Source organism: Oceanobacillus piezotolerans (assembly GCF_003665065.1).
Lineage (GTDB): Bacteria > Bacillota > Bacilli > Bacillales > Amphibacillaceae > Oceanobacillus > Oceanobacillus piezotolerans.
The window spans coordinates 15,186-41,704 of sequence record NZ_RCHR01000010.1; the positions used below are offsets into that span (position 1 = coordinate 15,186).

The 26,519-nt window shown below is 39.4% G+C and carries 25 protein-coding genes; 3 read left to right on the plus strand and 22 right to left on the minus strand.

Annotated elements, in window-relative coordinates:
• Window positions 1–331: 331 nt before the first annotated feature.
• Both gndA and uxaC read right to left on the minus strand, forming a co-directional pair.
• Entirely contained in the window at window positions 332–1,741 is a 1,410-nt protein-coding gene (gene gndA / locus D8M04_RS18245) for an NADP-dependent phosphogluconate dehydrogenase (RefSeq protein WP_121524849.1), read from the minus strand.
• A 227-nt stretch (window positions 1,742–1,968) separates the two neighbouring features.
• Window positions 1,969–3,366, minus strand: coding sequence for a glucuronate isomerase (gene uxaC, locus D8M04_RS18250; RefSeq protein ID WP_121524850.1), 1,398 nt, complete (start codon window positions 3,364–3,366; stop codon window positions 1,969–1,971).
• Between the two features lie 175 nt (window positions 3,367–3,541).
• Here uxaC and D8M04_RS18255 point away from each other — a divergent pair, with 175 nt between their 5' ends.
• Window positions 3,542–4,723, plus strand: a complete 1,182-nt coding sequence (locus D8M04_RS18255) for an ROK family transcriptional regulator (RefSeq protein ID WP_121524851.1) — start codon at window positions 3,542–3,544, stop codon at window positions 4,721–4,723.
• Window positions 4,724–4,937: 214 nt separating this feature from the next.
• Here the strand turns inward: D8M04_RS18255 and D8M04_RS18260 are convergent, their stop codons facing one another.
• A complete protein-coding gene (locus tag D8M04_RS18260) occupies window positions 4,938–5,537 on the minus strand; it encodes a trimeric intracellular cation channel family protein (RefSeq protein ID WP_121524919.1) in 600 nt (199 codons plus the stop codon).
• Window positions 5,538–5,671: 134 nt separating this feature from the next.
• Here D8M04_RS18260 and D8M04_RS18265 point away from each other — a divergent pair, with 134 nt between their 5' ends.
• The gene (locus D8M04_RS18265; protein WP_121524852.1) at window positions 5,672–6,823 is read left to right on the plus strand and encodes an ArgE/DapE family deacylase; all 1,152 of its coding nucleotides are present in this window, start codon (window positions 5,672–5,674) and stop codon (window positions 6,821–6,823) included.
• A gap of 330 nt (window positions 6,824–7,153) precedes the next feature.
• Here D8M04_RS18265 and D8M04_RS18270 read toward each other — a convergent pair whose 3' ends face one another.
• The 5 genes from D8M04_RS18270 to D8M04_RS18290 form a co-directional block, all read right to left on the minus strand.
• Window positions 7,154–8,731: a SagB family peptide dehydrogenase gene (locus tag D8M04_RS18270; RefSeq protein WP_121524853.1), complete on the minus strand. Its 1,578-nt coding sequence runs from the start codon at window positions 8,729–8,731 to the stop codon at window positions 7,154–7,156.
• Between the two features lie 21 nt (window positions 8,732–8,752).
• Window positions 8,753–10,699: a TOMM precursor leader peptide-binding protein gene (locus D8M04_RS18275; protein ID WP_121524854.1), complete on the minus strand. Its 1,947-nt coding sequence runs from the start codon at window positions 10,697–10,699 to the stop codon at window positions 8,753–8,755.
• Window positions 10,696–12,639, minus strand: coding sequence for a putative thiazole-containing bacteriocin maturation protein (locus D8M04_RS18280; protein WP_121524855.1), 1,944 nt, complete (start codon window positions 12,637–12,639; stop codon window positions 10,696–10,698). The genes D8M04_RS18275 and D8M04_RS18280 overlap by 4 nt, the downstream gene beginning before the upstream one ends.
• Window positions 12,640–12,798: 159 nt before the next feature.
• Window positions 12,799–13,068 (minus strand): heterocycloanthracin/sonorensin family bacteriocin, encoded by a 270-nt coding sequence (locus D8M04_RS18285; protein ID WP_121524856.1) that lies wholly within the window; start codon window positions 13,066–13,068, stop codon window positions 12,799–12,801.
• 627 nt (window positions 13,069–13,695) lie between these two features.
• Window positions 13,696–15,477 carry a S9 family peptidase gene (locus tag D8M04_RS18290; RefSeq protein WP_121524857.1) on the minus strand — a complete coding sequence of 594 codons (1,782 nt, stop codon included), beginning with the start codon at window positions 15,475–15,477 and terminating at the stop codon, window positions 13,696–13,698.
• Window positions 15,478–15,956: 479 nt separating this feature from the next.
• Here D8M04_RS18290 and D8M04_RS18295 point away from each other — a divergent pair, with 479 nt between their 5' ends.
• Complete coding sequence (locus tag D8M04_RS18295) at window positions 15,957–17,435, plus strand: alanine/glycine:cation symporter family protein (protein ID WP_121524858.1); 1,479 nt, start codon at window positions 15,957–15,959, stop codon at window positions 17,433–17,435.
• A gap of 555 nt (window positions 17,436–17,990) precedes the next feature.
• Here the strand turns inward: D8M04_RS18295 and rpsI are convergent.
• The 14 genes from rpsI to D8M04_RS18370 form a co-directional block, all read right to left on the minus strand.
• Window positions 17,991–18,383, minus strand: a complete 393-nt coding sequence (gene rpsI / locus D8M04_RS18305; RefSeq protein WP_121524859.1) for a 30S ribosomal protein S9 — start codon at window positions 18,381–18,383, stop codon at window positions 17,991–17,993.
• A 21-nt stretch (window positions 18,384–18,404) separates the two neighbouring features.
• Window positions 18,405–18,842 (minus strand): 50S ribosomal protein L13, encoded by a 438-nt coding sequence (rplM, locus tag D8M04_RS18310; protein WP_121524860.1) that lies wholly within the window; start codon window positions 18,840–18,842, stop codon window positions 18,405–18,407.
• A gap of 187 nt (window positions 18,843–19,029) precedes the next feature.
• On the minus strand, window positions 19,030–19,800 hold the full coding sequence (truA, locus tag D8M04_RS18315; RefSeq protein ID WP_121524861.1) for a tRNA pseudouridine(38-40) synthase TruA: 771 nt from the start codon (window positions 19,798–19,800) through the stop codon (window positions 19,030–19,032).
• Window positions 19,801–19,817: 17 nt separating this feature from the next.
• Window positions 19,818–20,618 (minus strand): energy-coupling factor transporter transmembrane component T family protein, encoded by an 801-nt coding sequence (locus D8M04_RS18320; RefSeq protein ID WP_121524862.1) that lies wholly within the window; start codon window positions 20,616–20,618, stop codon window positions 19,818–19,820.
• Complete coding sequence (locus D8M04_RS18325; protein WP_121524863.1) at window positions 20,615–21,484, minus strand: energy-coupling factor ABC transporter ATP-binding protein; 870 nt, start codon at window positions 21,482–21,484, stop codon at window positions 20,615–20,617. The genes D8M04_RS18320 and D8M04_RS18325 overlap by 4 nt, the downstream gene beginning before the upstream one ends.
• On the minus strand, window positions 21,460–22,302 hold the full coding sequence (locus D8M04_RS18330) for an energy-coupling factor ABC transporter ATP-binding protein (protein ID WP_121524864.1): 843 nt from the start codon (window positions 22,300–22,302) through the stop codon (window positions 21,460–21,462). Before D8M04_RS18330 ends, D8M04_RS18325 begins: the two co-directional genes overlap by 25 nt.
• 359 nt (window positions 22,303–22,661) lie before the next feature.
• Window positions 22,662–23,015: a 50S ribosomal protein L17 gene (rplQ, locus tag D8M04_RS18335; RefSeq protein WP_121524865.1), complete on the minus strand. Its 354-nt coding sequence runs from the start codon at window positions 23,013–23,015 to the stop codon at window positions 22,662–22,664.
• A gap of 46 nt (window positions 23,016–23,061) precedes the next feature.
• Window positions 23,062–24,006 carry a DNA-directed RNA polymerase subunit alpha gene (locus D8M04_RS18340; RefSeq protein WP_121524866.1) on the minus strand — a complete coding sequence of 315 codons (945 nt, stop codon included), beginning with the start codon at window positions 24,004–24,006 and terminating at the stop codon, window positions 23,062–23,064.
• A gap of 203 nt (window positions 24,007–24,209) precedes the next feature.
• Window positions 24,210–24,599 (minus strand): 30S ribosomal protein S11, encoded by a 390-nt coding sequence (gene rpsK, locus D8M04_RS18345; protein WP_121524867.1) that lies wholly within the window; start codon window positions 24,597–24,599, stop codon window positions 24,210–24,212.
• A gap of 23 nt (window positions 24,600–24,622) precedes the next feature.
• Window positions 24,623–24,988, minus strand: coding sequence for a 30S ribosomal protein S13 (rpsM, locus tag D8M04_RS18350; protein ID WP_121524868.1), 366 nt, complete (start codon window positions 24,986–24,988; stop codon window positions 24,623–24,625).
• A 20-nt stretch (window positions 24,989–25,008) separates the two neighbouring features.
• Complete coding sequence (gene rpmJ, locus D8M04_RS18355; protein WP_010095733.1) at window positions 25,009–25,122, minus strand: 50S ribosomal protein L36; 114 nt, start codon at window positions 25,120–25,122, stop codon at window positions 25,009–25,011.
• Between the two features lie 32 nt (window positions 25,123–25,154).
• Window positions 25,155–25,373 (minus strand): translation initiation factor IF-1, encoded by a 219-nt coding sequence (gene infA, locus D8M04_RS18360; protein ID WP_121524869.1) that lies wholly within the window; start codon window positions 25,371–25,373, stop codon window positions 25,155–25,157.
• Window positions 25,360–25,686, minus strand: a complete 327-nt coding sequence (locus tag D8M04_RS18365) for a KOW domain-containing RNA-binding protein (protein ID WP_121524870.1) — start codon at window positions 25,684–25,686, stop codon at window positions 25,360–25,362. Before D8M04_RS18365 ends, infA begins: the two co-directional genes overlap by 14 nt.
• Window positions 25,687–25,852: 166 nt before the next feature.
• On the minus strand, window positions 25,853–26,497 hold the full coding sequence (locus D8M04_RS18370; RefSeq protein ID WP_121524871.1) for an adenylate kinase: 645 nt from the start codon (window positions 26,495–26,497) through the stop codon (window positions 25,853–25,855).
• Window positions 26,498–26,519 lie beyond the last annotated feature (22 nt).

Sequence of the window (26,519 nt, forward strand, 5' to 3'; positions counted from 1 at the left end):
TACTAATTCTTTATTCAGATGACATCCCCCCTCAGTGGAACTGTTTTTATTATCTCACTTATTGTAAGCAATTTCATTAGCCTAAAATGTCTGTTTTCTCCACAAAATTATCCAGGAATGCTTTTTAAAAAATCTTACTAGATAAATTATAAAAATAATAAGCGCTTACACTTTTAATTGTAAATGGTTTCATTCCTTTCTGGTAGGAGGATTTTAACATTATGGGGATTTAAATTGCATTATGGGGGGCTAAAGAGGATTGCACGAATGATACATAAAAATAGAACCCCCTGCTATTCTAGAAGGGAGTTCTATTTATTAAGCTTGGATATTAAAACCAATCAGCGTGGAATACGCCTTCTTTGTCTTTACGTTCAAATGTATGTGCACCGAAGTAGTCACGTTGAGCTTGGATTAAGTTCGCTGGTAAATCTTCAGAACGATAGCTATCATAATAAGCGATCGCACTAGAGAATGTCGGAACTGGAATTCCATGTTTCATAGCAACTGTAATTACTTCACGTAATGCTGATTGATAATTTTCTACGATTTCTTTAAAATATGGATCAAGCATTAAGTTTGCTAATTTAGGTTCGTTATCGAATGCTTCTTTAATCTTTTGCAGGAATTGTGCACGGATAATACATCCACCACGCCAGATCATTGCAATATCTCCGTATTTAAGATCCCATCCATATTCTTCAGATGCTGCACGCATTTGTGCGAAACCTTGTGCATAAGAAGTAATTTTACTCATGTATAGTGCTTTACGTATTGCTTCGATAAGTTCTTTACGGTCGCCATCATATTGTACTGATTCTGGTCCAGATAGTACTTTACTTGCTGCAACACGTTCGTCTTTCAGTGAAGAGATGAATCGAGCAAATACAGATTCTGTAATTAATGGAAGTGGAACACCTAGATCAAGTGCGTTCTTACTTGTCCATTTACCAGTACCTTTTTGTCCTGCTTTATCCATGATAACTTCAACAAGGGCTTTGCCTGTTTCGTCATCTTTCTTCGTGAAGACATCAGCAGTGATCTCGATAAGGTAGCTATCTAATTCACCTTTGTTCCACTCCGTAAATACTTCATGAAGTTCATCTGCTTCCATGCCAAGTACATTTTTCATAATGTTATATGCTTCTGCAATTAATTGCATGTCGCCATACTCGATACCGTTGTGAACCATTTTTACAAAGTGACCAGCACCGTTTGGCCCAATATACGTTACACATGGATCGCCATCTACTTTTGCTGAAATAGCTTCAAAGATGGGAGCAACTAGCTCATACGCTTCTTTTTGACCGCCAGGCATTAAGGATGGACCGTTTAATGCTCCTTCTTCCCCACCAGATACACCTGTTCCGATGAAGTGTATACCAGACTCGTCCAGTTTTTGATTACGACGCATTGTGTCTTCATACAATGTATTTCCGCCGTCGATTAGTATATCGCCTTCTTCAAGATATGGCATAAGGGATTCAATCGTTGCATCTGTTGCAGGACCAGCTTGAACCATCATCATGATTTTTCTTGGTTTTTCTAATGAGTTAACAAATTCTTCAATCGTTTCTGCTCCAACAAAGTTTTTACCCTTTGCTTCGTTTGCAAGAAAATCTTGTGTTTTCGCATAAGTGCGGTTAAACACTGCTACCGAATTTCCTCTGCTCTCAATATTTAAGGCTAAATTTTTACCCATTACTGCTAAGCCAATAACACCAATTTGTTGTTTAGACATTTGTCATACCCTTTCTGTGTAGCATGTTTATTATTTCACTATAGGAGGATGTTCAAAAAGTCCGGTAAAAATGACACTTCGAACTTCTACGTTGGCTTGCTTTTCCGGTACTCACGTATCACACTGCATACGTTCCGTTCCTCAAAGCTGCGCCGCCTCGAACTTCTCGGTCCTTTTCATCCTCCTTTTTGAACACATACTATATCTTTTTTATATCAGAAACGCCTTTATATTGCAAAATAACGTTTTGCATTTTCATAACAAATATTTCTCACATACGTTTCAAGCAATTTCATATCTTTTGGAGCTTTCCCTTCCTCTACCCATGTTCCTAATAAGTTACATAGGATACGGCGGAAGTATTCATGTCGTGGGAATGACAAGAAACTTCTGGAGTCTGTTAACATTCCAATAAAGTTACTAATAAGCCCCATGTTTGCTAGTGTACGCATTTGATCTTCCATCCCATCAATGGTGTCATTAAACCACCAAGCAGTACCAAATTGCACTTTCCCTGCAATCTCATCTGTTTGGAAATTCCCTGCCATTGCTGCAAGAACATCATTATCGCGTGCATTTAAACTATAAAGTACGGTTTTCGGAAGCTTATCATTAATATCCATCGCATCTAATAGGTTAGATAATTTATCAGCTAACAAATGATCTCCAATAGAGTCAAAGCCACTATCTGCACCAATCAGCTTAAATCTTCTTGTGCTATTGTTACGTAAAGGATTGATGTGTAATTGCATGACCCATTTCTTTTCAGCATAAAGCTCACCAAGCGTTACTAATGTATATGTTTTAAATTGTTCTACTTCTTTATTGGTCAGAGCTTCGCCTTTTAGACGTTTTGCAAAAATAGCTGCTACTTCATCTTTTGTTGCTTCTTCGTAGAACATTACATTGATACCATGGTCTGAGCTCTTGCAGCCATGTTCTGCAAAGTGATCTACACGGCTTTTCAATGCATCAAGAAATACATCATAGTTTTCAATCTCTTTGTTGTAAACGCCTGCTAACTTTTCTACATAGCTCGGGAAATCTTCCTTCTCTATACCTAGTGCATTATCTGGACGGAAAGAAGGAGAAACAGTAATTCCAATATCCTCTTTTGCTAATGCTTCATGTGTTTTCAAATCATCTGCAGGGTCATCTGTTGTACCAACGAATTCCACTTTCTTATTCTTAAGTAAATTACGTACAGACATTTCTTTTGTTGCTAGCTTCGCATTCGCTTCCTCCCAAATACGAGGAGCAGATTCTTCATTTAGAAGCTCGTCTATATCAAAATAACGGAGTAATTCAAGATGTGTCCAATGGTATAACGGGTTACCTATTGCGTTTGGAATTGTTTTGGACCATGCAAGGAATTTCTCATATCCAGGTTTATTTCCAGTAATATAATCCTCACTGATTCCATTTGCACGCATTGCACGCCATTTGTAGTGATCTCCACCTAACCAAACTTCTGCTAAATCAGAGAAATTCTTATCTTCCATGATTTCATACTGGTTTAAATGGTTATGATAATCGATAATTGGTAAATCCTTTGCTGTGTTGTGAAAAAGCTCTCTAGCTGTTTCGTTGTACAGAAGAAAGTCATCTGTAATAAACGTTTTCACATTTACCCCACCCTTCTTTTATCATTAGCCTATGTTTAGCATTTATATTGTGTGGAAAAATATTCATGATTTATTATTTGTTTACTAAACAAACTATTTTACATATACTATGATATATGTAAACGGTTCATTATTCAAGTCTTAATTTAATCAAATTACATCGGGGGGATAAACAATGGAAACGGGAGACGCTTCCTACATTAAACAGCTAAACAGAAAGATATTATTAGAAGAAATCATTAAGAATAAATTATTGTCCAGAAGTGATTTAGCTAGAATAACTGGGTTAAACAAAGCTACTGTATCCGCTCAGGTTAATCGCTTTATTCAAGAGAATTTAGTAGTGGAAACAGAAGGGAATGAATCGACTAATCGCGGAAGACGGCCTATCATGCTAGAAATTAATGGGGATGCTGGATATAGCATTGGTGTTGATATCGATGCAACACACATTTCTTTTCTATTCATGACGTTAAATGGGAGGACGATAGATACCCTCCATACAAAAATTGCTTTTGAAGATATTTCCCAACTAACAGCCCAGCTCATTGAAACACTCACCCCTCTTATTAACAAATATAACCAATCATACCAGCCGCTTGGACTTGTAGGGATCAGCATTGGCATACATGGTATTGTTAACAATAAACAAGAGATTATCTTTACGCCTAAGGAAGAATGGTCCAATATTAATATAAAGAGTAAACTAGAAGAGGCGTTCCATACATCTGTCTACATTGATAACAATGCGAACTTAAGCGTTTTTGCTGAGCAAGTCTTTGATGAGCATATTCCAGACTTATTTTGTATAACATTGTACTCTGGGATTGGATTGGGAATTATAAACAATAATAGGATTTACCGAGGTTATCAAGGGTTTGCTGGGGAGATTGGCCATATGATAGTCGAGTCGCATGGATTAGAATGCCCCTGCGGAAATAAGGGATGCTGGGAATTATATGCTTCTGAAAGAGCATTGATAAGCATATTAGAGGAGAATAACATCCCATTGCAAGATGCCTTTGATAAGAAGAACCTGAAAAGCTGTGACATTATAAATCAGTATATAGAGTATTTAGAAATAGGGTTGAATAATGTCATCAACATATTTAATCCCGAGAAGGTAGTATTGAATGGTTCCCTAATCAATGGTAATTCGCCATTTATTACAGATATCACTTCAAAGTTAAAATCAAAAATGAATAATTATCGTGAAATTAGAGCTTCCAAGCTTGGGGAAAAGTCATGCACCTTAGGTGGTGCTGCCCTAGCTTTGAAAAACTTCTTTGAGATCGATTCAATCGATTTTACCGGGTACAACTATATCCAGCACCTATCGCAGAGCCAGGATTCATAAAGCAGCAAGAGAAAAAATGTTACTTCGTTTTGTAGCATTTTTTCTTTTATTTTAACTTCCCACTCTGTTTACTATCCATAAATAGGGCAGTATGATTAACTAAATCTAAAAACAACCTTTTAAAACTATCCTTCTTCCAGAATATAGGATAGTTTTTTCTTTATAAACTTTACACTTCTCGTTATTGTTCTGAACATCCTTAGTACAATCACAATCACGATATGGAACGCTGAGGTAATTTCCAATTGAAATGCTCCGATAACATCCTCAATGTAACTATTGCAACAAAAAGAGCACCTGTCGCCCAAGGTCCCTGGACGAAGCCGAGCCCAATCATTAATCCACCCAGTGTTGCCCAAAGTGCATAAATATCCTTACGTAGAATCATAGGTTTTCTCCCTGCAAGAACATCTCGTGTCATTCCTCCACCACAACCTGTCAACGTTGCAGCAACAAGCACTGCACTTAACGGCACACCTGCCTCGACAGCGCTAAAAGCCCCTTGTATCGCAAATGATGCCAAACCCATGGCATCAAAAAGAATGCCCCCCTTATTCCAATATTGCAGCCACTGATTTGGGATGAGAAATATAAGTGTATTTGTCAGGAAAACAGCCAAGAATAGATTACCTTGCGTCCAAATGGTTTCAATTGGTATGCCAATTAACAAATTACGAATCGTACTGCCGCCGAATGCAGTTGTGAATCCTAACACTTGGACACCTAATATGTCATAATCCTCTTCCATTGCAATAATAGCACCACTAATCGCAAAAGCAAGGGTACCTATGATATTAAGTATTTCCCATGTAATCAACGTTTCTCATCCTTTCTGCTATATTAATTCCCCAGCTATATTTGTACAAACATTCAGGTCACGCCTTTCTAAGAATGCATTTCCGTTTTACTGTGGGTAAAGAAGGGTAGATTGGATTCTGAGGTGATAATATGAATCAGGAACAAGCCAAATCATTTTTAAAAGACATCATTCAAATCAAAAGTGTCAATCCCCCAGGAAACGAAACAGCAGTCGCTGAAAAGTTAAAAAGCCTTTTTGATGAACATAGCATCGAGACCGAACTAGTTGAATACGACGTGAATCGGGCCAATTTAATTGCTCGTATAAAAGGGGAAGAAGACGGACCAGTCCTTGGGCTAACAGGACACATGGATGTTGTTCCTACTGGGGAAATTGAATGGGAGCATGATCCTTTTGGAGCCGAAGAAGAAGATGGCAAAATTTATGGTCGTGGAACAAGTGACATGAAAAGTGGACTTGTTGCCTGTGCACTAGCCATGATTGCGCTTAAGGAACAAGGTTTACCGAAGAAAGGTGAGGTTACCCTTTTAGCAACGGTTGGAGAAGAGGCGGGAGCTGTTGGGTCTCGTCAGTTAACGGAAAAAGGTTACACTGACCAGTTAGATGCACTGATCGTTGCGGAACCAACCGAAAATCAAATCAAGATTGCACATAAAGGGGCTTTATGGCCACAAATTATCACATACGGTAAAACGGCCCATGGTTCCATGCCGGATACAGGAACGAATGCCGTCGTTCATATGAATGAAATTATCCATAGAATGCTAGGTGAAGAATTTGAATTAAAATATGAGGAAGATGATCTGCTAGGTGGCCCTACCTTCAGCATTGACGTCATCAAGGGAGGCACCAATACCAATGTCGTACCTGACCAATGTTTGGTAAATATTGATATTCGAACCGTCCCTTCTCAAGATCACAAACAAATTATCGAGCAGATGGAACAAGTGATCCAATCTGTGAAAGAAAAATACCCTAATCTTAAGGCCGATATCCGTATATTGAATGACCAGCAGCCTGTGAGAACTTCAAGCGAGGATTCCTTTGTTAAACTGGTTCAAGACGTCAAGAAATCATTAGGTGGCGATATAACACTTGGCGGAATTACTGCTTATACCGACAGTTCACAATTTACAAAGGCAGAGAAGAAATTCCCTGTCATTGTGATGGGACCTGGCGGCACAGCGGCTGCTCATCAGCCGGATGAGTATGTTGAAGTCGATGAATTCCTAAAAAGTATTTATCTCTATAAAGAAATTGGAAAGAAATTTTTAACATAATTTCTTATAGTTAAAAATAACCTAACCTTTTCCGAATAAGATTACCCTAGTTACCTTAATAAAAAAACGGCTCTTTTTTTAAGAGTCGTTTTTTTATAGTTATTTTCCTCTTAAGTTCGTTCAACAGAAAAGTAAACAAAATCAGATAACTCTTGTCATTGATTTCATTTTGACAAGTAAAATCGCGATTCTTATCCGTGATTTGCACCCGTTTGCTAAATATTTCACATCTTATTTACTCTTAGTATTTTTCTTGTTGTATCTTTTAATCTACTATGTTGTTTTGGAAGAGGAAATCTAAAAAACATTTCGTGATTAGCTATCTCTAAATTAGCTGTGCAAGCCTCCACTCAGCCAGGGACGAGGGCGATAGGGACCGATTGGGATTTGAATAAGGCTGGTCTTTCCTTGTTGATCCATTTTATAGAGTTCATCACTCAAATTCGCTTCAAATCCAAGAAGCGGATGCCCTCCCATCCCGAGAGTTGAAGCAGCCAAAAGCAATCGTTGCACGAGCATACCCGCTTCCATCTGTTGAATTCGGTAACCCCTGTATCCTAGTTCTGTTTTATAAAATTCCTTATCACCTGCCACATGCAGGCAAAGTGGTACTTGGAGCAAATTCACATTATCCAGAGTCATTCCAGCCTGCAAATGGAGTCGATGATCTCCCGGACATATTTCTCTTAGCGAATGGTTTGCACTGTCATAATAGTACGCCCCATTTGAAATACCTTCCACATTATATAAGCAGCTGTAAATCGTTACACGAGGATTATTACTCCTATATGCTTCATCCAAATCATTTCTATATGAAAAAGAATTCGTGGCTTCTTGAAGAAGGGTGGACAGTTGTTGTTGACTCACTTTTCCTAAAACGAAATCCATGTCGGGAGAAAATCGGTTTCTACAGGCCTCAGCTAGATCATACGACATGGGATTTATATGAGGCAATGTCTCCGTCCGCTCCACACGTTCAGGAATTGACCTCTCTTCGATTACCCGAAATGATCTTGTAGAATTCAGCTTAGAGGCTTCATTCATCGCAGTAATCATCGGATATTCTTTGACACGAAGTGACCGTTGGAAATGTTTTGGTTGAATTGCTGACAGTTCTTGTTTCAATTCTTCCGATATAATATTTTTGTATTGGTCCTTTCCGTTAGCAGACCAGATGGTGGCTTCCACCGATAGCGGGATTATACTATATACGCTCTCCTCCAGTTCGGATAGTCCAAGCAGATGATTGATTGCGGTATCAAGAAATTGAAAGTATACACCTGAGGCGAAACCAAACCTTTCCGCTACCTCCATTAACTGTCCCATCAGCACACCAGCATCCAACCCTTGAAGTCGATACGCAAAGTTGTTGTATTTAAAGAAATTTTTCCAGAACATAGTCGACACAAAGGCAATACCAAAACACGAGGAGATGTCGCACCGATTGCCCAGAGCCCTGGCTAAATAAGAATCGAAATTCCCTTTCCTTAAGCATACTAGGCTATGGTGTGCAACATCATAATGGTAGACCCCATCGGGGAGTCCTTCTACTTTCAAGTATACGTACAACTCATTAGGATATAGCGCACCGCCAGAAGGAGCAAATCGCCGATACGACTGTAAAGGGAAAGAGTCTTGATCTGTGGCATCCATTGGGATGACTGATTGGCTCATTTGAGTAAAACCAAACACATACCAGAGAAAATGCCCGACTCTATTAAGGTCAAGTTTTACGGGAGGTTCTTCTCCAGTAAGCGTCAAGGGTACTTCCGTGGACAATGGAACAACTGGTAATCCACGGTAGAGTTTATATGCAAGAGGGGCATCCTCCCAATCCACTTCCCAGTTCGGCTGATTCGCCTTATCAATATTAAAATGCAGATTGTGCAAAAATTCTTCCAGACTCATCCTCTACCTCCTAAGCAGTCTTTAAGGAAACGGGTGCGGATATGGATTGAGTTGTTCTGGTGTCAATGGTTGATTCGTATATCCGAGCTCCATCGGGACTCGAAGTACTCTCTCCAGCCCTGTCAGGCGGGTAAGGTGATGCCCAAAAGTCATCGGCAGCATCCCCGGAATTAGTACTTTTACGCAATACAATCTGTTGCGTGTCGTTTCCGGTGTCGACTGGTCCACTACAATTACATCAAGGTTTAACTGACGGAACGCCTGAAGGAGATCACGCAAATCATCGGTAAGATCCATATGATTCGACTTCCACTTAAACTCCTCCTTAAAAGTTCGCATTGGGCCATTATGGTCAAGCAAAAAACTTAAGCGCTCTTCTGCTTGTGGCAAACCGTAAAGCATGCCGTGGTCATCCATCTCCTTCACCAAGGAAGAATCATACAGCATTCTTTCATACTTTTCTTGATTCGCCTCAAATTTTTCATCAAGGTTCAGCATCATGCCAGCAAGCTCGTGTACCGCGCTTTTCACCGCGCGTACTGGGTCCAGATGAGCTCCGGCTGCACAGATGAGATTCAATCCCTTTTCCTTTCTGTTTTTAGCCATGGCCCAAATACTTGGAATACCGTGTTCCATCGTGGAGTTATACAAGTACAAATCATACCCAGCGACCGCTCGCATCCGTTCGACCATTAATTCCAACTCCTGGTCCTCGGCTGTAAAAGGATCCAGTCGCGGAAGATTCAGTTTCGCATACCAAGTCATCAAGAATGAATCACGCTCAACTACTTCCATCATTCCGTAGAAAATCGCCTCTTCTAAACTTCCTCCTAGCGCACAACCATTAGAAGTTTCATAGATAAAACCTTGTGATTCGCATCCAACACTATAATAGGCAAGACGCTCAGGTACCAGCACTGGACGCTCTTCTAAAAACGAATACCCCCATACCCAATTAATGGAACGATTAGGATCAAACGATTTAAATGGAAAACCAGGCTGCGCATATTGTTCCCTTGTGTGTACGCCTACCTTCAATGGATGGAGTGCTTGATTTTCCAAGTTGCGATAACTATCATATATAACTGTCCGTTTGCCACGAGGCTCTATACCGCAGTTCCGCTCCACTCCCTCTAAAATGGCTGTCAACACGCTTTCTTCGTATGAATGAGTCCGGCCTGCTGTTCCCTCGTCACCGGCTAACATAGGCAAAGTGACACTCGAATCAGCAAACGGAGTCATTAGGTCATACATTTTACTATTCAGAAGGCCAGTACGATTATCCAGATAGTCTTTGACAATATCTTTTTCTATCTCTTCCAATGGACGGCAGCGGAAACTACCAGAACTTATTTTCGGACTTGGCTGCAGTGAAATTCGGGCTAAGTCTCGCGAATCGTCGGGTATTTGACCACAGACTGGGCACAATGGGTCGGGCAGAAAAGAGTGCCATGAGCCCTTCAGTGTTTTCATGTCAATTAGATATACCTTTCCTTCCGAATTAGCCTGATCACCTTTTAATACATTCTGCACCTCAGCCCCAATCAGGCAAGCCATTTGCAAGAGTCCGGTACTTGAAGACCACGGGTCACTTCCTATTCCTCCAGCCATAGTCATTCCTCGTTGCAATTCCCACATCTCTGTACGGTCACGCCCTCCCATGAGGCGTCTCATATCCGCACATTGAGAACAACCGGCTTCACCTGGTCGTACAAGCGGACCTACTACACCTTCTCCAAATGAAACGAAGCCTCTGAGCCAGGGCGTACCAGTCTTTCGTAACACTTCTTCCGCTTTTTGATGAACTGCGGGTTGCCAACCATCATCCAATATAAGGGCTAAATCTGTATTTTTTGGAACTTCTTCCTCTAAAATCGACTTATGAAGAACTTGATGGTGTGCTGACAGTTCATTCTTTACAAGTCTTGCCAGCACCCCTTCTCCGACAATTATCACGAAGGAACTCATTGTGCATCCTCCTCTTGCAGCAAAACACCAAACACTCCGTCTAGTTGCTTTTTAAATACAGGTTCAAGTCCAAATTCGAATACGAAGACCCGTTTTCTATTCCGTTTCAATATTTCTAAGGCTCCTTGTAGGATGTCGGGTTGTGTCCTCTCTTCACAAGCAGGAATACGAAGACTAACCGGCATTTTCTCTTTCAAAAGTACGGACGTTACTAGTTCAGATGAGGAATCCGCTTTGTTTTGCACGTTGATAAGCGCCTCCTGTAATGACCTCCGCAATGCCATAGTTATATTGAGGTCTGTATTGCCATACCACCCGTCCTCCGTACCTACCCATACTACAGGAAAACCGGACACTTCCTTCCCTGTTCCAATTATTGGTGCACCCTGCATTGTAGTCAGTGCCTCTAAATAGAACCGGCATCTCTCATCTTCTATAAAATCCAACTGTACTCGGGAAACAGGATATTCCTGATTAAGCTGTTGCCTTCTCAACTCTTCTGCCAAACACTTTTGTAACCCTCGGCCAACACCTTCCGCAAAAGATTCACCAGTACCAACTCCAACATTTTCCTCTGGTACTACAATTCTTTCGACATTTTTATTTTTTGGCAAAGTATTAACAACCAAATTGACCATTCGCGACATATACGTTTCAATTCCAGTTAATCCTGCTTCCCTTCGTGCCTCCTCATGAGTCAAACTCGAACAGACAATGTTTTGCATTAACTCGGCTGGTCCCTCTGACAATGGGTCGACTACCTGGACACGGCACTGAGCTAACGGAAGCTGCTTTAAATCCTCCTCCTCCCAAATATGGAAGATTCCCGTTTCCTCTGATGTTAATGCATTGAAATAAAGAAGTAATTTACCTGATTCAACTTTATCTGAACCTGTTTGGAGGCGGTCTTCGACATCTTCAACCCATTGTGCTGATATATTGCTCGTTACAAGTGGATGAGGTAAAAACGAATGCCAGTTTCCCTCCAATGTATCCATATTCAAAAGAAAAATCCTATTACTCTGTTCCAATTCCCTGACTCCAGTAACTTCTTTAAACAATTCAAATACAATCACATTGGCTAACAAGGCCCCCGTAGTGGCAGCGAAGGCAGGATAATGCTGATTTTGGGATAAGACAGAATGGTGCAAACGCCGCCATGCTGACTCCCAACACACCTCAGAATCCGGATGTACTAATGGACCTGCTAAGCCTACCTGATCAAGGCATATAGCGGGGATAAACATTTTCTTCTCTTCCCTGCAAACGGTATGAAGATGTCTCAGTTCCTCTAGTTCTCCCTCCTGACTCACATACAAAATCGAATCAAAGGGCTTCACTATTTCCAGCCAACTCTCCTTCTTTTGCGAAACCTCTTTTAAGTCAATGTCCGAGTCTTTTTTCTGTGCATGTTCTACAAGTTCTATTAACCTCTCCCTATTAGTCGGAAACTCGTCTGTGATTAGCACATGGATTTTAGTCAGGCCGGATTCAATCAAAGAAGAAACTAATGAATTTAAAATCGAACCAGAGCCAACTGCCAGCACTTTGGCCTGACGGAAAACTTGAAAACGTGCTGCCCCAGAACCAACTAAATTGTCCACAAATTCAATTTGAGATGCATACTTATTAAGTTGATAATCCAGCAATTGATGTGGAAGGTCCTGGCTTAAATCACGAACATACCCATTCTCATAGAGCACTTCTGCAATTTCATATACTCGATCCCGATATGGGCCAGGCAGTCCGTTAGTTAATTGTCCTAACGTATACTCCCCATTGAACATTGGTAACAATTTTTCAACCCATTGATCAATCCCAATACCTTCGATATGGAAAGAACTTATATTGTTTCGAAAATACACACCTCTGTTTGGATCAGGGAGATAAAACGTGTCTCTTTTCACTTTGAGACGCATAGAAGTGTTCAAATTTGCCATCTCTATCCTCCTTATACCACTTGTGATCATCATTGTTTATTAGCACTACCACTACCAACATATGTACAGTAATTTGTCCGTTATGCCTTAACTTATATGGAAAGACCCCTGCAACAATACAGGGGTCTTTCTATAATAAAAACTATATAATTGACCGTCTTACCAAAATCCACCATGGCAACGAAACCCGCCGCATCTGAAACAACGAGCACACCCACCACATCCGCCACATCCGCCACATCCACCGCATCCAAAGCAGCTAAAGCACCGGAACCCAAAGCAGCTAAAACCAAAGCATCTGCCAAAGCCAAATCCGAATAGCTCACCAGATTGATCAGTATAATACTCACTTTGATCCCAAGGCACTGCCTGAGTCGCTTGGAAATCACCAACATTCAAATTTTGAAGTTCATTATGGAATTCATTCATTTTCTTTTCCTCCTAAATAATAATTTAAAATATGTGCCTAAAACTTGAAACAGTAACAGCAGAGTTAAATCGAAAAAGGAACAGTATACCAGATGGTACATTTAATATTTCGATTACTCATCAACAACTTATGTACATTAGATGGGTATTGTTACTAATATAAAAGCCTAATTTATAAAAGTCGGCAAAAATTCATCCATCGATTAAGCCCTTTAATGGTGTTTTCACCGTATAACTAAATTTATATTGGTTAAAAAAGTGGCCTAAAAATATTTTTATTCTGGAAGAATTTTTTCACATAAAAAAATCCTCAACCAAAGTGGTTGAGGACCTTGAAATCGCCAAAAATAAACATTCCAAGAACTGAGGTTCACGACGAGCGCCGTATTTTTCTAGTCATGTATGTATATATAACATGAGGAAATGTAAAAAAATGATTCTCCAATACACTGATTCTATTTATTAGAAAAAGAAAAATGTTGATTCTTAGAAATTTCAAAGGGTTACAGGCCCAGCTACTCCAATATCTGGTGGGGCCACTTTCAAGAATTTAGTTGCATTACCACTGTAAAAGGCAGAACAAGTCCGTAATTAGATTCCCAACTCACTTTGCGGTCAGCTTTTATATTAATTACGTCCCAAATATTTCTCAAGGAAAGCAGCCACCATAGAGTAAACATAGATTTTATCGTCCGGCTTCACTAGGGTATGCCCCTCCCCTTCTATACGATGAAATGTAACGGGATGTCCTCGTTGCTTCAGTTTATTGACGATTTGCTCCGACTCGCCGATGGGGACCCGCGGGTCATTTTCGCCATGGATGACTAGAAGGGGAGCCGTAATTTCATCAGCATGATTAAGAGGATCAATCTGATTAAAAAAATCCCCGTCACGTTCAACAGTACCGTATTCAATTTCTCTAAGCCGCTTTCTCCAGGGACTGGTTGTTTGGATAAACGTCCGCAGGCTCGACATACCAACAATATCAACTGCAGCCGCCCATAAATGGGGATAATGACTGATCAAGGCAAGCGTTAAAAATCCTCCATAACTTCCTCCAAGGACAGCGATTTTACTCACATCAATATCTGGTTCTTGTCTGAGCCAATCCACTAGGGATATCACATCTTTTACAGCATCCATGCGTTTTCTTACATCATCCAAATGGGTATACGTCTTTCCGTACCCTGTACTCCCGCGGAAATTAGGTATTGCTATACAATAGCCCTGGCTTAGTAAAAATTTCAAAAGTGGATTGTAGGACGCTCGGCTTTGACTTTCTGGTCCACCATGAAGATAGATGACAACCGGATGTTTCTTAGCAGCTGACTTTGGCTTATAATAAAAAAAAGGAATCTGAAGATCATCAAATGAACGATAGGATAGCAATCTAGGATAGGATATTCCTTCTATGAGAGGTTTGCTTTCATTCATTACTGGCTGGGCCTGAAGAGTTAAAAGATGAAGTGCCCATAGTTCTGACGGGTGCTTAGGTCCATTTAATTTAAAAAGCAGCATTTGTCGTTGAGGTAAGAAGGCAAGATTGGTAATGACCCCAATTGGTGTTTCCCATGTATAAAGAGTTCCTTGGTTCAAATCAAACAAGTATCCTTTTGAGATTCCACCTTGATTCTCAGTAAAAGCAAACATGTTATTTTCCTTATTAAAGGCCAATCCTTCAAAATCCCAATTTCCCCGCAGCAGCCAGGTTAATTGTTTAGTGCGCAGATTAATACGTGCTAGTCCATAGAATTCACTATCTTTGTTGGACAATAGATATATATCTTCCCCGTTGTGACTGAAATGGATATTACGGTAGCTCGCTTCTCCTGAATGCTCTGTAATCCAGTCGATGTTTCCATTTAAAAGAGATAATATCCCTAAATCATGATCTAACGCGGAGTTTGTTCTTCTTACCAGTAATGCATTTCCATTAGGAAACCATCTCACCACAGTAAACATTCCGTCTTCCGCAAACACTAGATGAGTTTCAAATGTCTCTAGACTCTGGATATAAATATCTAAAAATGCTGGGTTCCGTCGGTTACTGGACCAGGCAATCCATTTCCCGTCCGGAGAGCTTCCCCCATATAAATGAACATGTTCAGGCGAGTTGGTCAGTGGGATGAGCATACCATTTTCCTTGAGGAGAAATAATTGCTCCCTTTCATTTCCCGTCACATCCATCCCAATAATTAAATCCGAAGTGCCAGCAACATATTTTAAGAACGTAATTCCTTCCGATGAAAAAGATTGCTGCTCAGGTCTCCCTTGATCTAGATTCCACTTCTCTACTCTAGGCAATCCCATATAATCGACGATTACACTTATTTGATTACAACTCGGTTCACAATCAAAATCTCTAACCGTACGTTGATTGACATAAGGGTCTGGAACCATTTTCATCATTTCCTTCCCACCCATTTCTCTAGTTTGTGAAAACAACTTGGCGTTATTATGAAACAATCTTAATATAATAAGACGCTCAGATTCATTATATTTAGGCAGGGTGGGCAGTATGCATGACGTAGAAATGAATCAATACATCAATTTTAGAAGAAGTACATCTAAAAATAGTACGATTGTAACAATAGTGCTATATATCTTATTAATTAAAATCTATCAACACAACTATTTAAGATTGCTAAAGCAGCAACATTCCAGTAATAAACTATAATATAGGGTCAGCTGTAGTCTCAAACAATTTACAGGTAAAAGATGCTTATGTTTCTAACCTTTGTTATAAAACATAGAATTCATGCTGTTAATAGCATCATTATGATAATCTATTAGATTTATTTTTCTTATTTTAATAAAAAGGGATTGTATTATAATTTATTATAATTTATAATTCAGATAATATTCTGAATTATAAAAGGGGTGATTTTTTGTTTAATCAAATTATAGACACTATTAACGGCTGGCTATGGAGTCCTTTATTGGTGGGTTTCATTGTAGTAACTGGTTTGTATTTTAGTTTTCGCACCAGATTCCTACAGATTCGCCATATTAAGGAAATGATAAAACTAGTAACTACGGGGAAGGGTTCCGATGCAGGGGTTTCTCCATTCCAGGCATTAGCGATATCTTTATCGGGTCGTATTGGCGTAGGTAACATCGCTGGAACCGCAACAGGTATTGCTTTTGGAGGACCTGGTGCTGTCTTTTGGATGTGGGTCATTACCTTTATCGGTGCAGCGTCAGCTTTCGTAGAGTCAACTCTTGCTCAGATCTATAAGGAAAAGCAAGATGGTCAGTATCGCGGGGGTCCTGCATTCTACATTGAAAAAGGACTTGGCTGGAAATGGTTTGCGGTCATTTTCGCAGGCGCAACTCTGCTTGCAATGTCTTTCTTAATGCCAGGTATACAGGCAAATGCAATAGGAGATAGTGTGCATAACGCTTTTGGTCTTGATACAACAATTACTGGCCTAATTCTTATCGCACTTGTTGGTTTTACTATCTTTGGTGGTGTTAAGCGTATTGCTAAGGTTGCAGAATTGGTCGTTCCTTTCATGGCAGCTGCTTATGTGTTACTTGCACTTGTAATCATAGGTAGCAATTTTGTAGATATTCCAGCTGTATTTGCGTTAATCTTTAAAAGCGCTTTCGGAGCAGAAGAATTATTTGGTGGTATTATCGGTTCAGCTATTATGTGGGGGGTAAAGCGTGGTCTATATGCCAATGAAGCCGGTCAGGGTACAGGTGCTCACCCAGCAGCGGCGGCGGAAGTGTCTCATCCCGTTAAACAAGGTCTTGTGCAATCATTCTCCATTTATTTAGATGTATTCTTAGTTGTAACAGCAACTGCTATGATGATTTTATTTACAAGTTCTTACAATGTAATTGATGAAAATACTGGGCAAACCATTACTGAAAACCTTCAAGGAGTTGAACCAGGCCCTGGTTACACTCAAGCGGCAGTTGATACAGTCATCCCAGGGTTCGGATCAGGATTTATTGCTATTGCAATATTCCTCTTTGCCTTTACAACCATTTACGCTTATTACTATATCGCAGAGACTAACCTTGCCTATCTAGTACGTGGCAGATTTAGAAATATTGCTTTCTTTTTACTGAAACTACTTCTTTTATTCTCTATTTTCCTTGGATCTGTAAGTACTTCAACAGCAGCATGGGCATTGGGTGATATTGGACTTGGAATTATGGTTTGGCTGAACTTAATTGCAATTCTATTGTTATTTAAACCAGCAAATATCGCTTTAAAGGATTACGAAGAGCAGCTTAAGCAAGGTAAAGATCCAGAATTCAACTCATCTAAATATGGAATTAAGAATGCTGATTTCTGGAAAAATGGTTATGAAAGTCCGGATAAAAAAGATAAAGATGTTGATAAAATATCATAAATTGAACTACTATCCGTGTATGGTTCCTTTGGATAGTTAGTTACGTTAGGAAAGCACCAGCTTTAGCTATCTGGTGCTTTTATTATTATTACTAAATTTTATCAAATATTATAATCAAGACGTACATAAAGTGATGATGCAAAGCAGTCATGTAGTATATATAAAGAAATTTATTAATACGGCTATATATGGAAACACAGAATCTCATGAAATTTTAGTAGAAAACTATCAAATTAAAGAAATAGGAAATAATATTGCCGCCATATGTTGATTCTTAATTAACTTAGATTATCTCTTTTCAAGTCTAGTACGGAGGAAATGCAAATTTTCTACGGTGTCAGTCCCCCACTTCTATGAAGAGTTAATGCAAGTCATACCGATAGTAAAACCATGAGGCATATTTACACTCATGTGACCGATAAAGCGAAGGAGAAGACAGCAGAGACATTCCAATAATAAACTATAATATAGGTTGAGTTGTAGTCTCAGACAATTTACAGGCAATAAAAAAGACCCTTTCCACATAAGTGAAAAGAGCCTTGAAACGTAGATATATTAACGTTTTGAGAACTGAGGTGCACGACGTGCGCCTTTAAGACCGTATTTCTTACGTTCTTTCATACGAGGGTCACGAGTTAAGAATCCAGCACGTTTAAGAGTTGTGCGGTATTCAGGATCTGCCTCAAGAAGTGCACGAGCGATTCCATGACGGATAGCACCAGCTTGACCAGTGAAACCTCCACCATGAACGTTTACTAATACGTCATATGTTCCTTCTGTTTCTGTAGCAGCTAAAGGCTGGTTAAGAATAAGAAGTTGAGTTTCATATGGGAAATACTCTCTTGCATCACGACCATTAACTTTTACATTACCTGATCCTGGTACTAGACGTACACGAGCAGTTGATTTTTTACGACGACCTGTTCCGTAGTATTGTACTTGTGCCAAAATGTTTACCTCCTTTTTCAATTACCCACGAAGTTCGTAAACTTCTGGTTTTTGTGCTTGATGATTGTGTTCAGCGCCTCTGAATACGTGTAATTTTTTCGCCATTCTGCGGCCTAGAGGTCCTTTAGGAAGCATACCTTTAATTGTAGTTTCCAACATTTCCTCTGTATATTTAGTAAGCATTTCGCTTGCATTACGAGCTCTAAGTCCACCTGGGTGTCCTGAGTGGTTGTAATACATCTTGTCGTTTAATTTGTTACCTGTTAATTCAATTTTTTCAGCGTTGATAATAATTACGTGATCTCCAGTATCAGCGTGTGGAGTGTAAGTTGGTTTGTGTTTTCCACGAAGGATAGATGCAACTTCACTAGCTAAACGACCTAAACGTTGGCCTTCAGCATCCACAACTAACCATTTGCGTTCAATATTGTTTTCATTCGCCATGAACGTTGTGCGCATGTTTTTTCCCTCCAAATTTAAATAAATCGTTTCAAATCTATTGTTATTCTTATTCAACATAATTAGTTTCCGGGGCTAATCATGGTTTTTAAGAAATAAAATGCCATGTATCATAATATAACATTTTAGATGTAAATGTCAAGGTTATCCTTCATTATTCTTCGTTTTTCTTTCATAGAAGAAATGATTATGATGGATTTATTTCCTCCTGATCATCATAAGTGACCTTCCATAGGTAAAGACCTTGCGGAGCAATAGTCTTTCCGGCAAGTGATCTATCTTTTTTCTCTATCATTTTTGGAATGTCTTCTGGCTTTCGCCTGCCTTGACCAATATCTAATAGAACACTTACCATGATTCGAACCATATTATATAGAAATCCGCTTCCCCGGAAAACGAAGGTCAGCTTGTCTCCTTGTCTAATGCAATTTGCTTCATAGATGGTTCTCACTTTGGTTCCCTTTACGGTTGATTTGGCAGATGATAAGGTTGTAAAGTCATGTGTTCCTTCCAAATAACGACAAGCTTCTAAAATTTTATCTATATCAATTTCATATGGAAAGTGATAGCTATAATTACGGTTAAATACGTCTGTGTCTGGGCGGTTTAATACGATATAATGGTATTCCTTCTGGGACACACCATAACGCGCGTGAAACGCGCTAGAAACGCGTTTAACATCTATGATATATATATCATCAGGCAGTTGGGTATTCAAAGCTTGCTTCCACCCTTCAGAAGGAATGGATAAGATGCTATCAAAGTGAATCACTTGCCCTTTTGCATGCACTCCGCTGTCTGTTCGCCCTGATGCCACTGTCTTTATCTTGGATCCTTTATGCACCCGTGATAGAGCCTTTTCCAGCTCTCCTTGGACGGTTCGCTTATTCGGTTGTATTTGAAACCCATGAAATAGGGTTCCATCATATTGAATCGTACACTTTATTCTTTCACCCATTGCTTGCTTCCCTTTTCTTATCCATATGTTCTTGTTAAAAATAGCCCTGCAATTACGGCAATAAATACGAGATATACCATAATATCTATTTTTCCTATTTGTAATTGTCTAAGCTTTGATCTTCCATAGCCACCTTGATAGCCACGGGCCTCCATTGCCATAGCAAGCTCTTCAGCCCGTTTAAAAGCACTCACAAATAAAGGAACCAATAATGGAACAACCGCTTTGATCCTTGCCTTAATAGGCCCATTTTTAAAATCTACTCCACGTGAGGCTTGTGCCTTCGAAATCTTTTCGGTTTCTTGCATTAACGTTGGAATAAACCTTAGTGAGATAGACATCATAAGTGCTAGCTCGTGGACAGGAAATTTCACTTTATTCAGTGGCCTTAGCATATCCTCTATCGCATCGGTTATTTCCATTGGCGTAGTTGTTAATGTTAGTAAAGAAGTAACCAATATTAATAGAAAGAAACGTACGGATATAGCGAGTCCCTGCATTACTCCACCAGTATAAAACTCAAAAATCCAGAAATCAAAAAATAATTCTCCTTCTTTTGTTACAAATAAGTGCAAAATAAAGGTGAAGGCAACAAGGAACCAAATTGGCGTTAATCCCTTTGCAATAAATTGAAGAGGCACTTTAGATAGGAAAACACTGAGTGCCGCAAAAACTACCAGTAAACCATAGCTTGTTACATTATTTGCAAAGAACACAATAAAGATAAAGAAAAAGATAATCGTGATTTTCGTCCGTGGGTCCATTCTGTGTATAATAGAATCTCCGGGGACATACTGACCAATGATAATGGAATTCATTTTTCTTCATCTCCCTTTAACACTTGTTGAATCGATCTCGCAAGCTCTTTTTCTGACTGCTTTTGAAATGGAATCGAGGTATGAAATTTCTGGTTAAAGGCTGTTAGAAATTGGACGATTTCAGGAACATCCAGTTGCACTTTTTGAAGGGCTTCCTTTTGCGTAAAGACTTCCTCTGGCCTTCCCTCCATATATTTAGCACCTTTATTCAAGATAATCACATAGTCTGCGTATTTTAATGCATCCTCCATACTATGTGTAACTAATACAGTTGTTAGCCCCTCTTCCCTGTGTAGTTGATAGAACATATCCATCATTTCCTTCTGTCCACGAGGATCGAGGCCAGCAGTTGGTTCATCCAGTACTAATACTTCTGGGCTCACCGCTAAAACGCCTGCAATTGCTACTCTTCTCATTTGCCCTCCACTTAATTCAAATGGAGAACGTTTTAATAATTCCGGAGACAGTCCAACAGCACGGCTCGCCTTTTCTATCCTTTTCTTAATGTCACTCTCCGGGACTCCAAAGTTTTCTGGACCAAATGCAATATCCTTTTCGACTGTTTCTTCAAACAATTGATGCTCAGGATATTGGAAAACCACGCCAACTTTACTGCGAAGTTCCTTTAGGTCAGAAGGTTTATGCTCCCTCGAAAGACGGTAATCACCAATCGTTACCTCTCCTTCTGTAGGAACCTGCAATCCGTTTAAGTGACTAAGTAAAGTAGATTTACCTGAACCTGTATGGCCGATAATGGCAACAAATGACCCCGATTTAACATGGAATGACATATTCTCGAGTGCTGTATGTTCAAATGGTGTGTTTGGTTGATAGGTATAGGTTACGTTCTTAAATGTAATGTCCATAGGTCCTCCAACAACTCTCCGTGGTTTAATGGCTCCTTAGGCAATGGAATTCCATATTGTTTAAGTTCATCTGCAAGAATTGCAACAAACGGTACGTCCAGGCCAATTTCTCGTAAAGCCTCTTTTTTTGTAAAGATGTCACGAGGTTTTGCTTCATCCCATACTTGTCCATTGTTCATAACAATGACTCGGTCGGCTTGTACAATCTCTTCTAGATCATGAGTAATGGTTATTAGGGCAAAATTTCTTTCATCCAGTATACTTGATACTGTCTGCATAATTTCCTTCCGGCCATTTGGGTCTAGCATGGCTGTAGCCTCATCCAGAATCAATACCTTTGGTGAGATTGCTAGTACACTAGCTATCGCCACTCGTTGCTTTTGCCCACCTGAAAGTCTATGTGGCTCGGTCAGCCGATAGTCTGACATACCAACTGCTTTAAGAGTCTCATCGATTCTTTTAATCATTTCTTCTCTTGGTATCCCACGGTTTTCCATTCCAAATGCAACATCATCCTGTACCGTTGCACCAACAAACTGATTATCTGGATTTTGAAAGACCATTCCGACTTCTTTGCGAATTTCCCAGACTGATTCCTCATCTACCTTCTTACCAGAGATAAGAATTTCACCCTTTTGCGGGAAAAGTAATCCATTAATTAATTTAGCAATGGTGGATTTACCAGAACCATTATGGCCGATAATAGCAACCCATTCATCTTCTTCTATAGTAAAAGATACATTATCAAGCACCCAGGGGGCTTTATCATTATAACGAAATGAAACGTTTTTAAATTGTATTAACGGCTTGTTTTCCATGCTATATCCCCCTTATGCAATCGTTTCCCGCTAACTGACTGGCCAGCCAATTAGATTTGACATGACCTGCACCTATGCCTTACTCGGCGCAAAGTTGCAAAGATGTAAAACAAAAGATATCTTGACCGATTTAAAGAGCTCCCACTAAGTGAGTTTACTTTAATATTCAATATAGCATAATTCTCTTATATTTCTAATGAAAGATTCTTCCCTCTGCAAATATAAAATCGGCATTCACATACTGCGAATGCCGAGCCAATTCTTTATGAAATCGAATAGAGAAATGGCTTATTAAGCAAAAAAGGGCTTGGATTCATCTCGAGAGAGTTTGAGTCCTGCCCTTGCCGCAACAATCTTCATTAAACTAATTCAACGATTGCCATTTTTGCTCCATCACCTTGGCGTTCGCCAAGTTTAAGAACACGTGTATATCCACCTTGTCTATCTTCATAACGAGCAGCAACGTCATCAAATAATTTTTGGATTACGTTGTTTTCATCGTCAGCTTCTTTTCTGTAAAGGAAAGCTGCAGCTTGACGGCGAGCATGAAGATCCCCACGTTTTCCTAACGTAATCATTTTATCAACGATTGATTTTAGCTCTTTAGCTTTTGCTTCAGTTGTTTCAATACGCTCATGAATAATTAAATCTGAAGCAAGATTGCGAAGAAGTGCCATACGGGCATCTGTTGTACGTCCTAACTTTCTAGCCATGGACTAATCCCTCCCTTTCTTAAAAAACTCTAGGTGACTGTCATTCTCAGTCGTCTTCTCGTAAACCTAAACCAAGTTCATTTAATTTAACTTTTACTTCTTCTAAGGATTTACGTCCCAAATTACGAACTTTCATCATATCTTCCTCAGACTTGTTCGCAAGTTCTTGTACGGTATTAATACCAGCACGTTTCAAGCAATTGTAAGAACGAACGGAAAGATCAAGCTCTTCGATGGTCATTTCCATCACTTTTTCTTTCTGATCTTCTTCTTTCTCTACCATTATTTCTGCGTTTTGTGCTTCATCTGTTAATCCTACAAAGATATTAAAATGCTCGGTAATGATTTTTGCTCCTAGAGAAATAGCTTCCTCAGGGCGAATACTACCATCTGTTGTAATATCTAATGTTAGCTTATCGTAATTAGCATTTTGCCCAACACGTGTATTTTCAACTTGATAGGTCACACGTGATACTGGTGTAAAGATCGAATCGATTGGTACTACACCAATAGGCTGATCGTCACGCTTGTTTTCTTCTGAAGGACGATAGCCACGACCACGTTCTGCAGTAATTTTCATGTGTAAGCTACCCTTACTGTTTAATGTAGCAATATATAAATCTGGATTTAAGACTTCTACATCACTATCATAAGTAAGGTCAGCTGCAGTTACTTTACCTTCACCTTGAACATCGAGTTCCAATGTTTTTGGTTCATCCGAATAGATTTTCAAAGCTAATCGTTTTAAATTCAAAACAATTTGTGTGACATCTTCTACTACACCATCAATCGTTGAAAACTCATGTAGTGCACCGTCAATTTGAACGGATGTAACAGCAGCACCTGGAAGTGAGGATAATAAGATACGACGCAAGGAGTTTCCTAGAGTGGCACCATATCCACGTTCAAGCGGTTCGACTACAAATTTACCAAATGTAGCATCCTCGCTAATCTCAACCGTTTCAATTTTTGGTTTTTCTATTTCGATCATTTAATTAAAACCCTCCTTTAAAACGTCGAAACCCCGGCTAGACAAATGTCTAACCGAAATTCCTCAAATAAGCAGTAGGCGTTTCTGCACTACTTTAAGATTTTACGTACTGTCTTATCTCGATGCTGTCAGAAAGCTTAATCACCAATATTTTAGCTATCATAACCCATTATTGACAGGGTAACAAATTCTATACGGTAAAATTAAACACGACGACGTTTTGGTGGGCGGCAACCGTTATGAGGAACTGGTGTTACATCCACAATTGCAGTTACTTCCAAACCAGCAGCTTGAAGAGAACGAATTGCAGCTTCACGTCCAGCACCAGGTCCTTTAACAGTTACTTCTAAAGTCTTCATACCAGTTTCCAATGCTGATTTTGCAGCTGTTTCAGCAGCCATTTGAGCAGCAAATGGAGTAGACTTACGAGAACCTTTAAAGCCTAATGCTCCAGCAGAACTCCAGCCAACTGCATTACCTTGTTTATCTGTAATTGTTACAATTGTGTTGTTAAATGTAGAGCGGATGTGTGCTACACCTGACTCAATATTCTTTTTCACACGACGTTTACGTGTGTTTGTTTTACGTGCCATAGGATAAGTTTACCTCCTTTACGTTATTTTTTCTTGTTAGCCATAGTTTTACGTGGGCCTTTACGAGTACGTGAATTATTTTTCGTGTTTTGTCCACGAACTGGTAATCCACGACGATGACGAAGACCTCTGTAAGAACCGATTTCAATTAGACGTTTAATATTAAGGGATACTTCACGACGAAGGTCACCTTCAACAGTAAATTGTTCCATTGCTTGACGGATTCTAGAAAGTTCATCTTCTGTTAGATCACGTACACGAGTGTCTTCTGAAACGCCTGCTTCTTCAAGGACTTTCTGTGCAGTTTTCTTACCGATTCCATATATATAAGTTAATGATATTACCACACGTTTTTCACGTGGAATGTCAATACCTGCAATACGTGCCATTAAGTCTCAGCACCTCCTTATTAACCTTGTTTTTGTTTATGCTTAGGGTTTTCACAAATAACCATTACTTTGCCTTTGCGCTTAATAACTTTACACTTTTCGCAAATTGGTTTAACGGATGCTCTTACTTTCATCAGTTTACCTCCTCTTATATCGGAGCTTTAGATTATTTGTAACGATAAGTTATTCTTCCTCTTGTTAAATCGTAAGGAGAAAGTTCAACCGTTACCTTGTCACCAGGTAAAATACGAATGTAATGCATACGAATTTTACCAGATACATGGGCCAAAACCGTATGGCCATTTTCAAGCTCTACATTAAACATTGCATTTGGCAATGTTTCTGTTACGGTACCTTCTACTTCAATTACATCATCTTTCGCCATCGTGTAGATCTCCCTTCTTCAAATCAGTCACAATCTCACTCATATACTTTGATATGGCAAACCGCAATTTCCCATTTGTGACACGACCGGTTTCTAGAAGGCTGTTTTGGACTTCTGGGGAAATATAATCCGTTATCTCTATATGATGCAGATTCTTCTTCTTCGGCCGATTTGTTTTACGTTTTTCTCCATCTGCGAGAATAACATAACGATCATCCAGCACTTCTATAATAATCATGTACTGATTGGTTTCTCGTCCTTGTAAAACACGTACAACCCGACCTAACAGCGATCCTCTAGCACCTTCGTTCAACAAGATCACCTGCACTTAGGCTACAGTTTGATTGTCACCTATAAAGGTTATTTTAACCAGTATTACTAGAGTTCAAAAGCAATACTAAGGATTTTTGTATTTCATGCATACATTATACAGATTAAGATAAAGAAATGCATCTGTTCCACACTAGATTAGATAATTACTATTTTTCTAAGAAGCTTTGGATATCGCTAAATACATCATCAATTTCTTGATCTCCGTTTATGTTAACTAGATACCCTCTGTTTTCATAGAAATCAAGTAACGGTTGCGTTTGTTTAATATTAACTGACAAACGATTCTTCACTGTTTCAACCTTATCATCATCACGCTGAATCAACTGTGAACCATCTTTATCACAGATTCCCTCAACTTTAGGAGGGTTAAATTCAACATGGTATGCAGTACCACATGTTGGACAGATTCTACGGCCAGTCAAACGTTCCACTAGCTTCGCTTCCGGAACATTTACATGTATAACTGAATCGATCGTTTGATCCATCTCAGCTAGTATTTGTTCTAAAGCTTCCGCTTGTGCAATTGTTCTTGGAAAGCCGTCTAGAAGAAAACCATTGTTACAGTCATCTTTACTTAAACGTTCTTTCACAATACCAACTGTTACTTCATCTGGAACGAGTTCACCCTGATCCATATATTCCTTCGCTTTCAACCCTAATTGGGTTCCTTCTTTAATAGCTAAACGGAACATATCCCCTGTAGAAATATGAGGGATATTATATTTTTCATTAATCTTTTGGGCCTGAGTCCCTTTACCAGCACCAGGTAATCCCATCAATATTAAATTCAATGTCTTCCCCTCGCTCTCGATA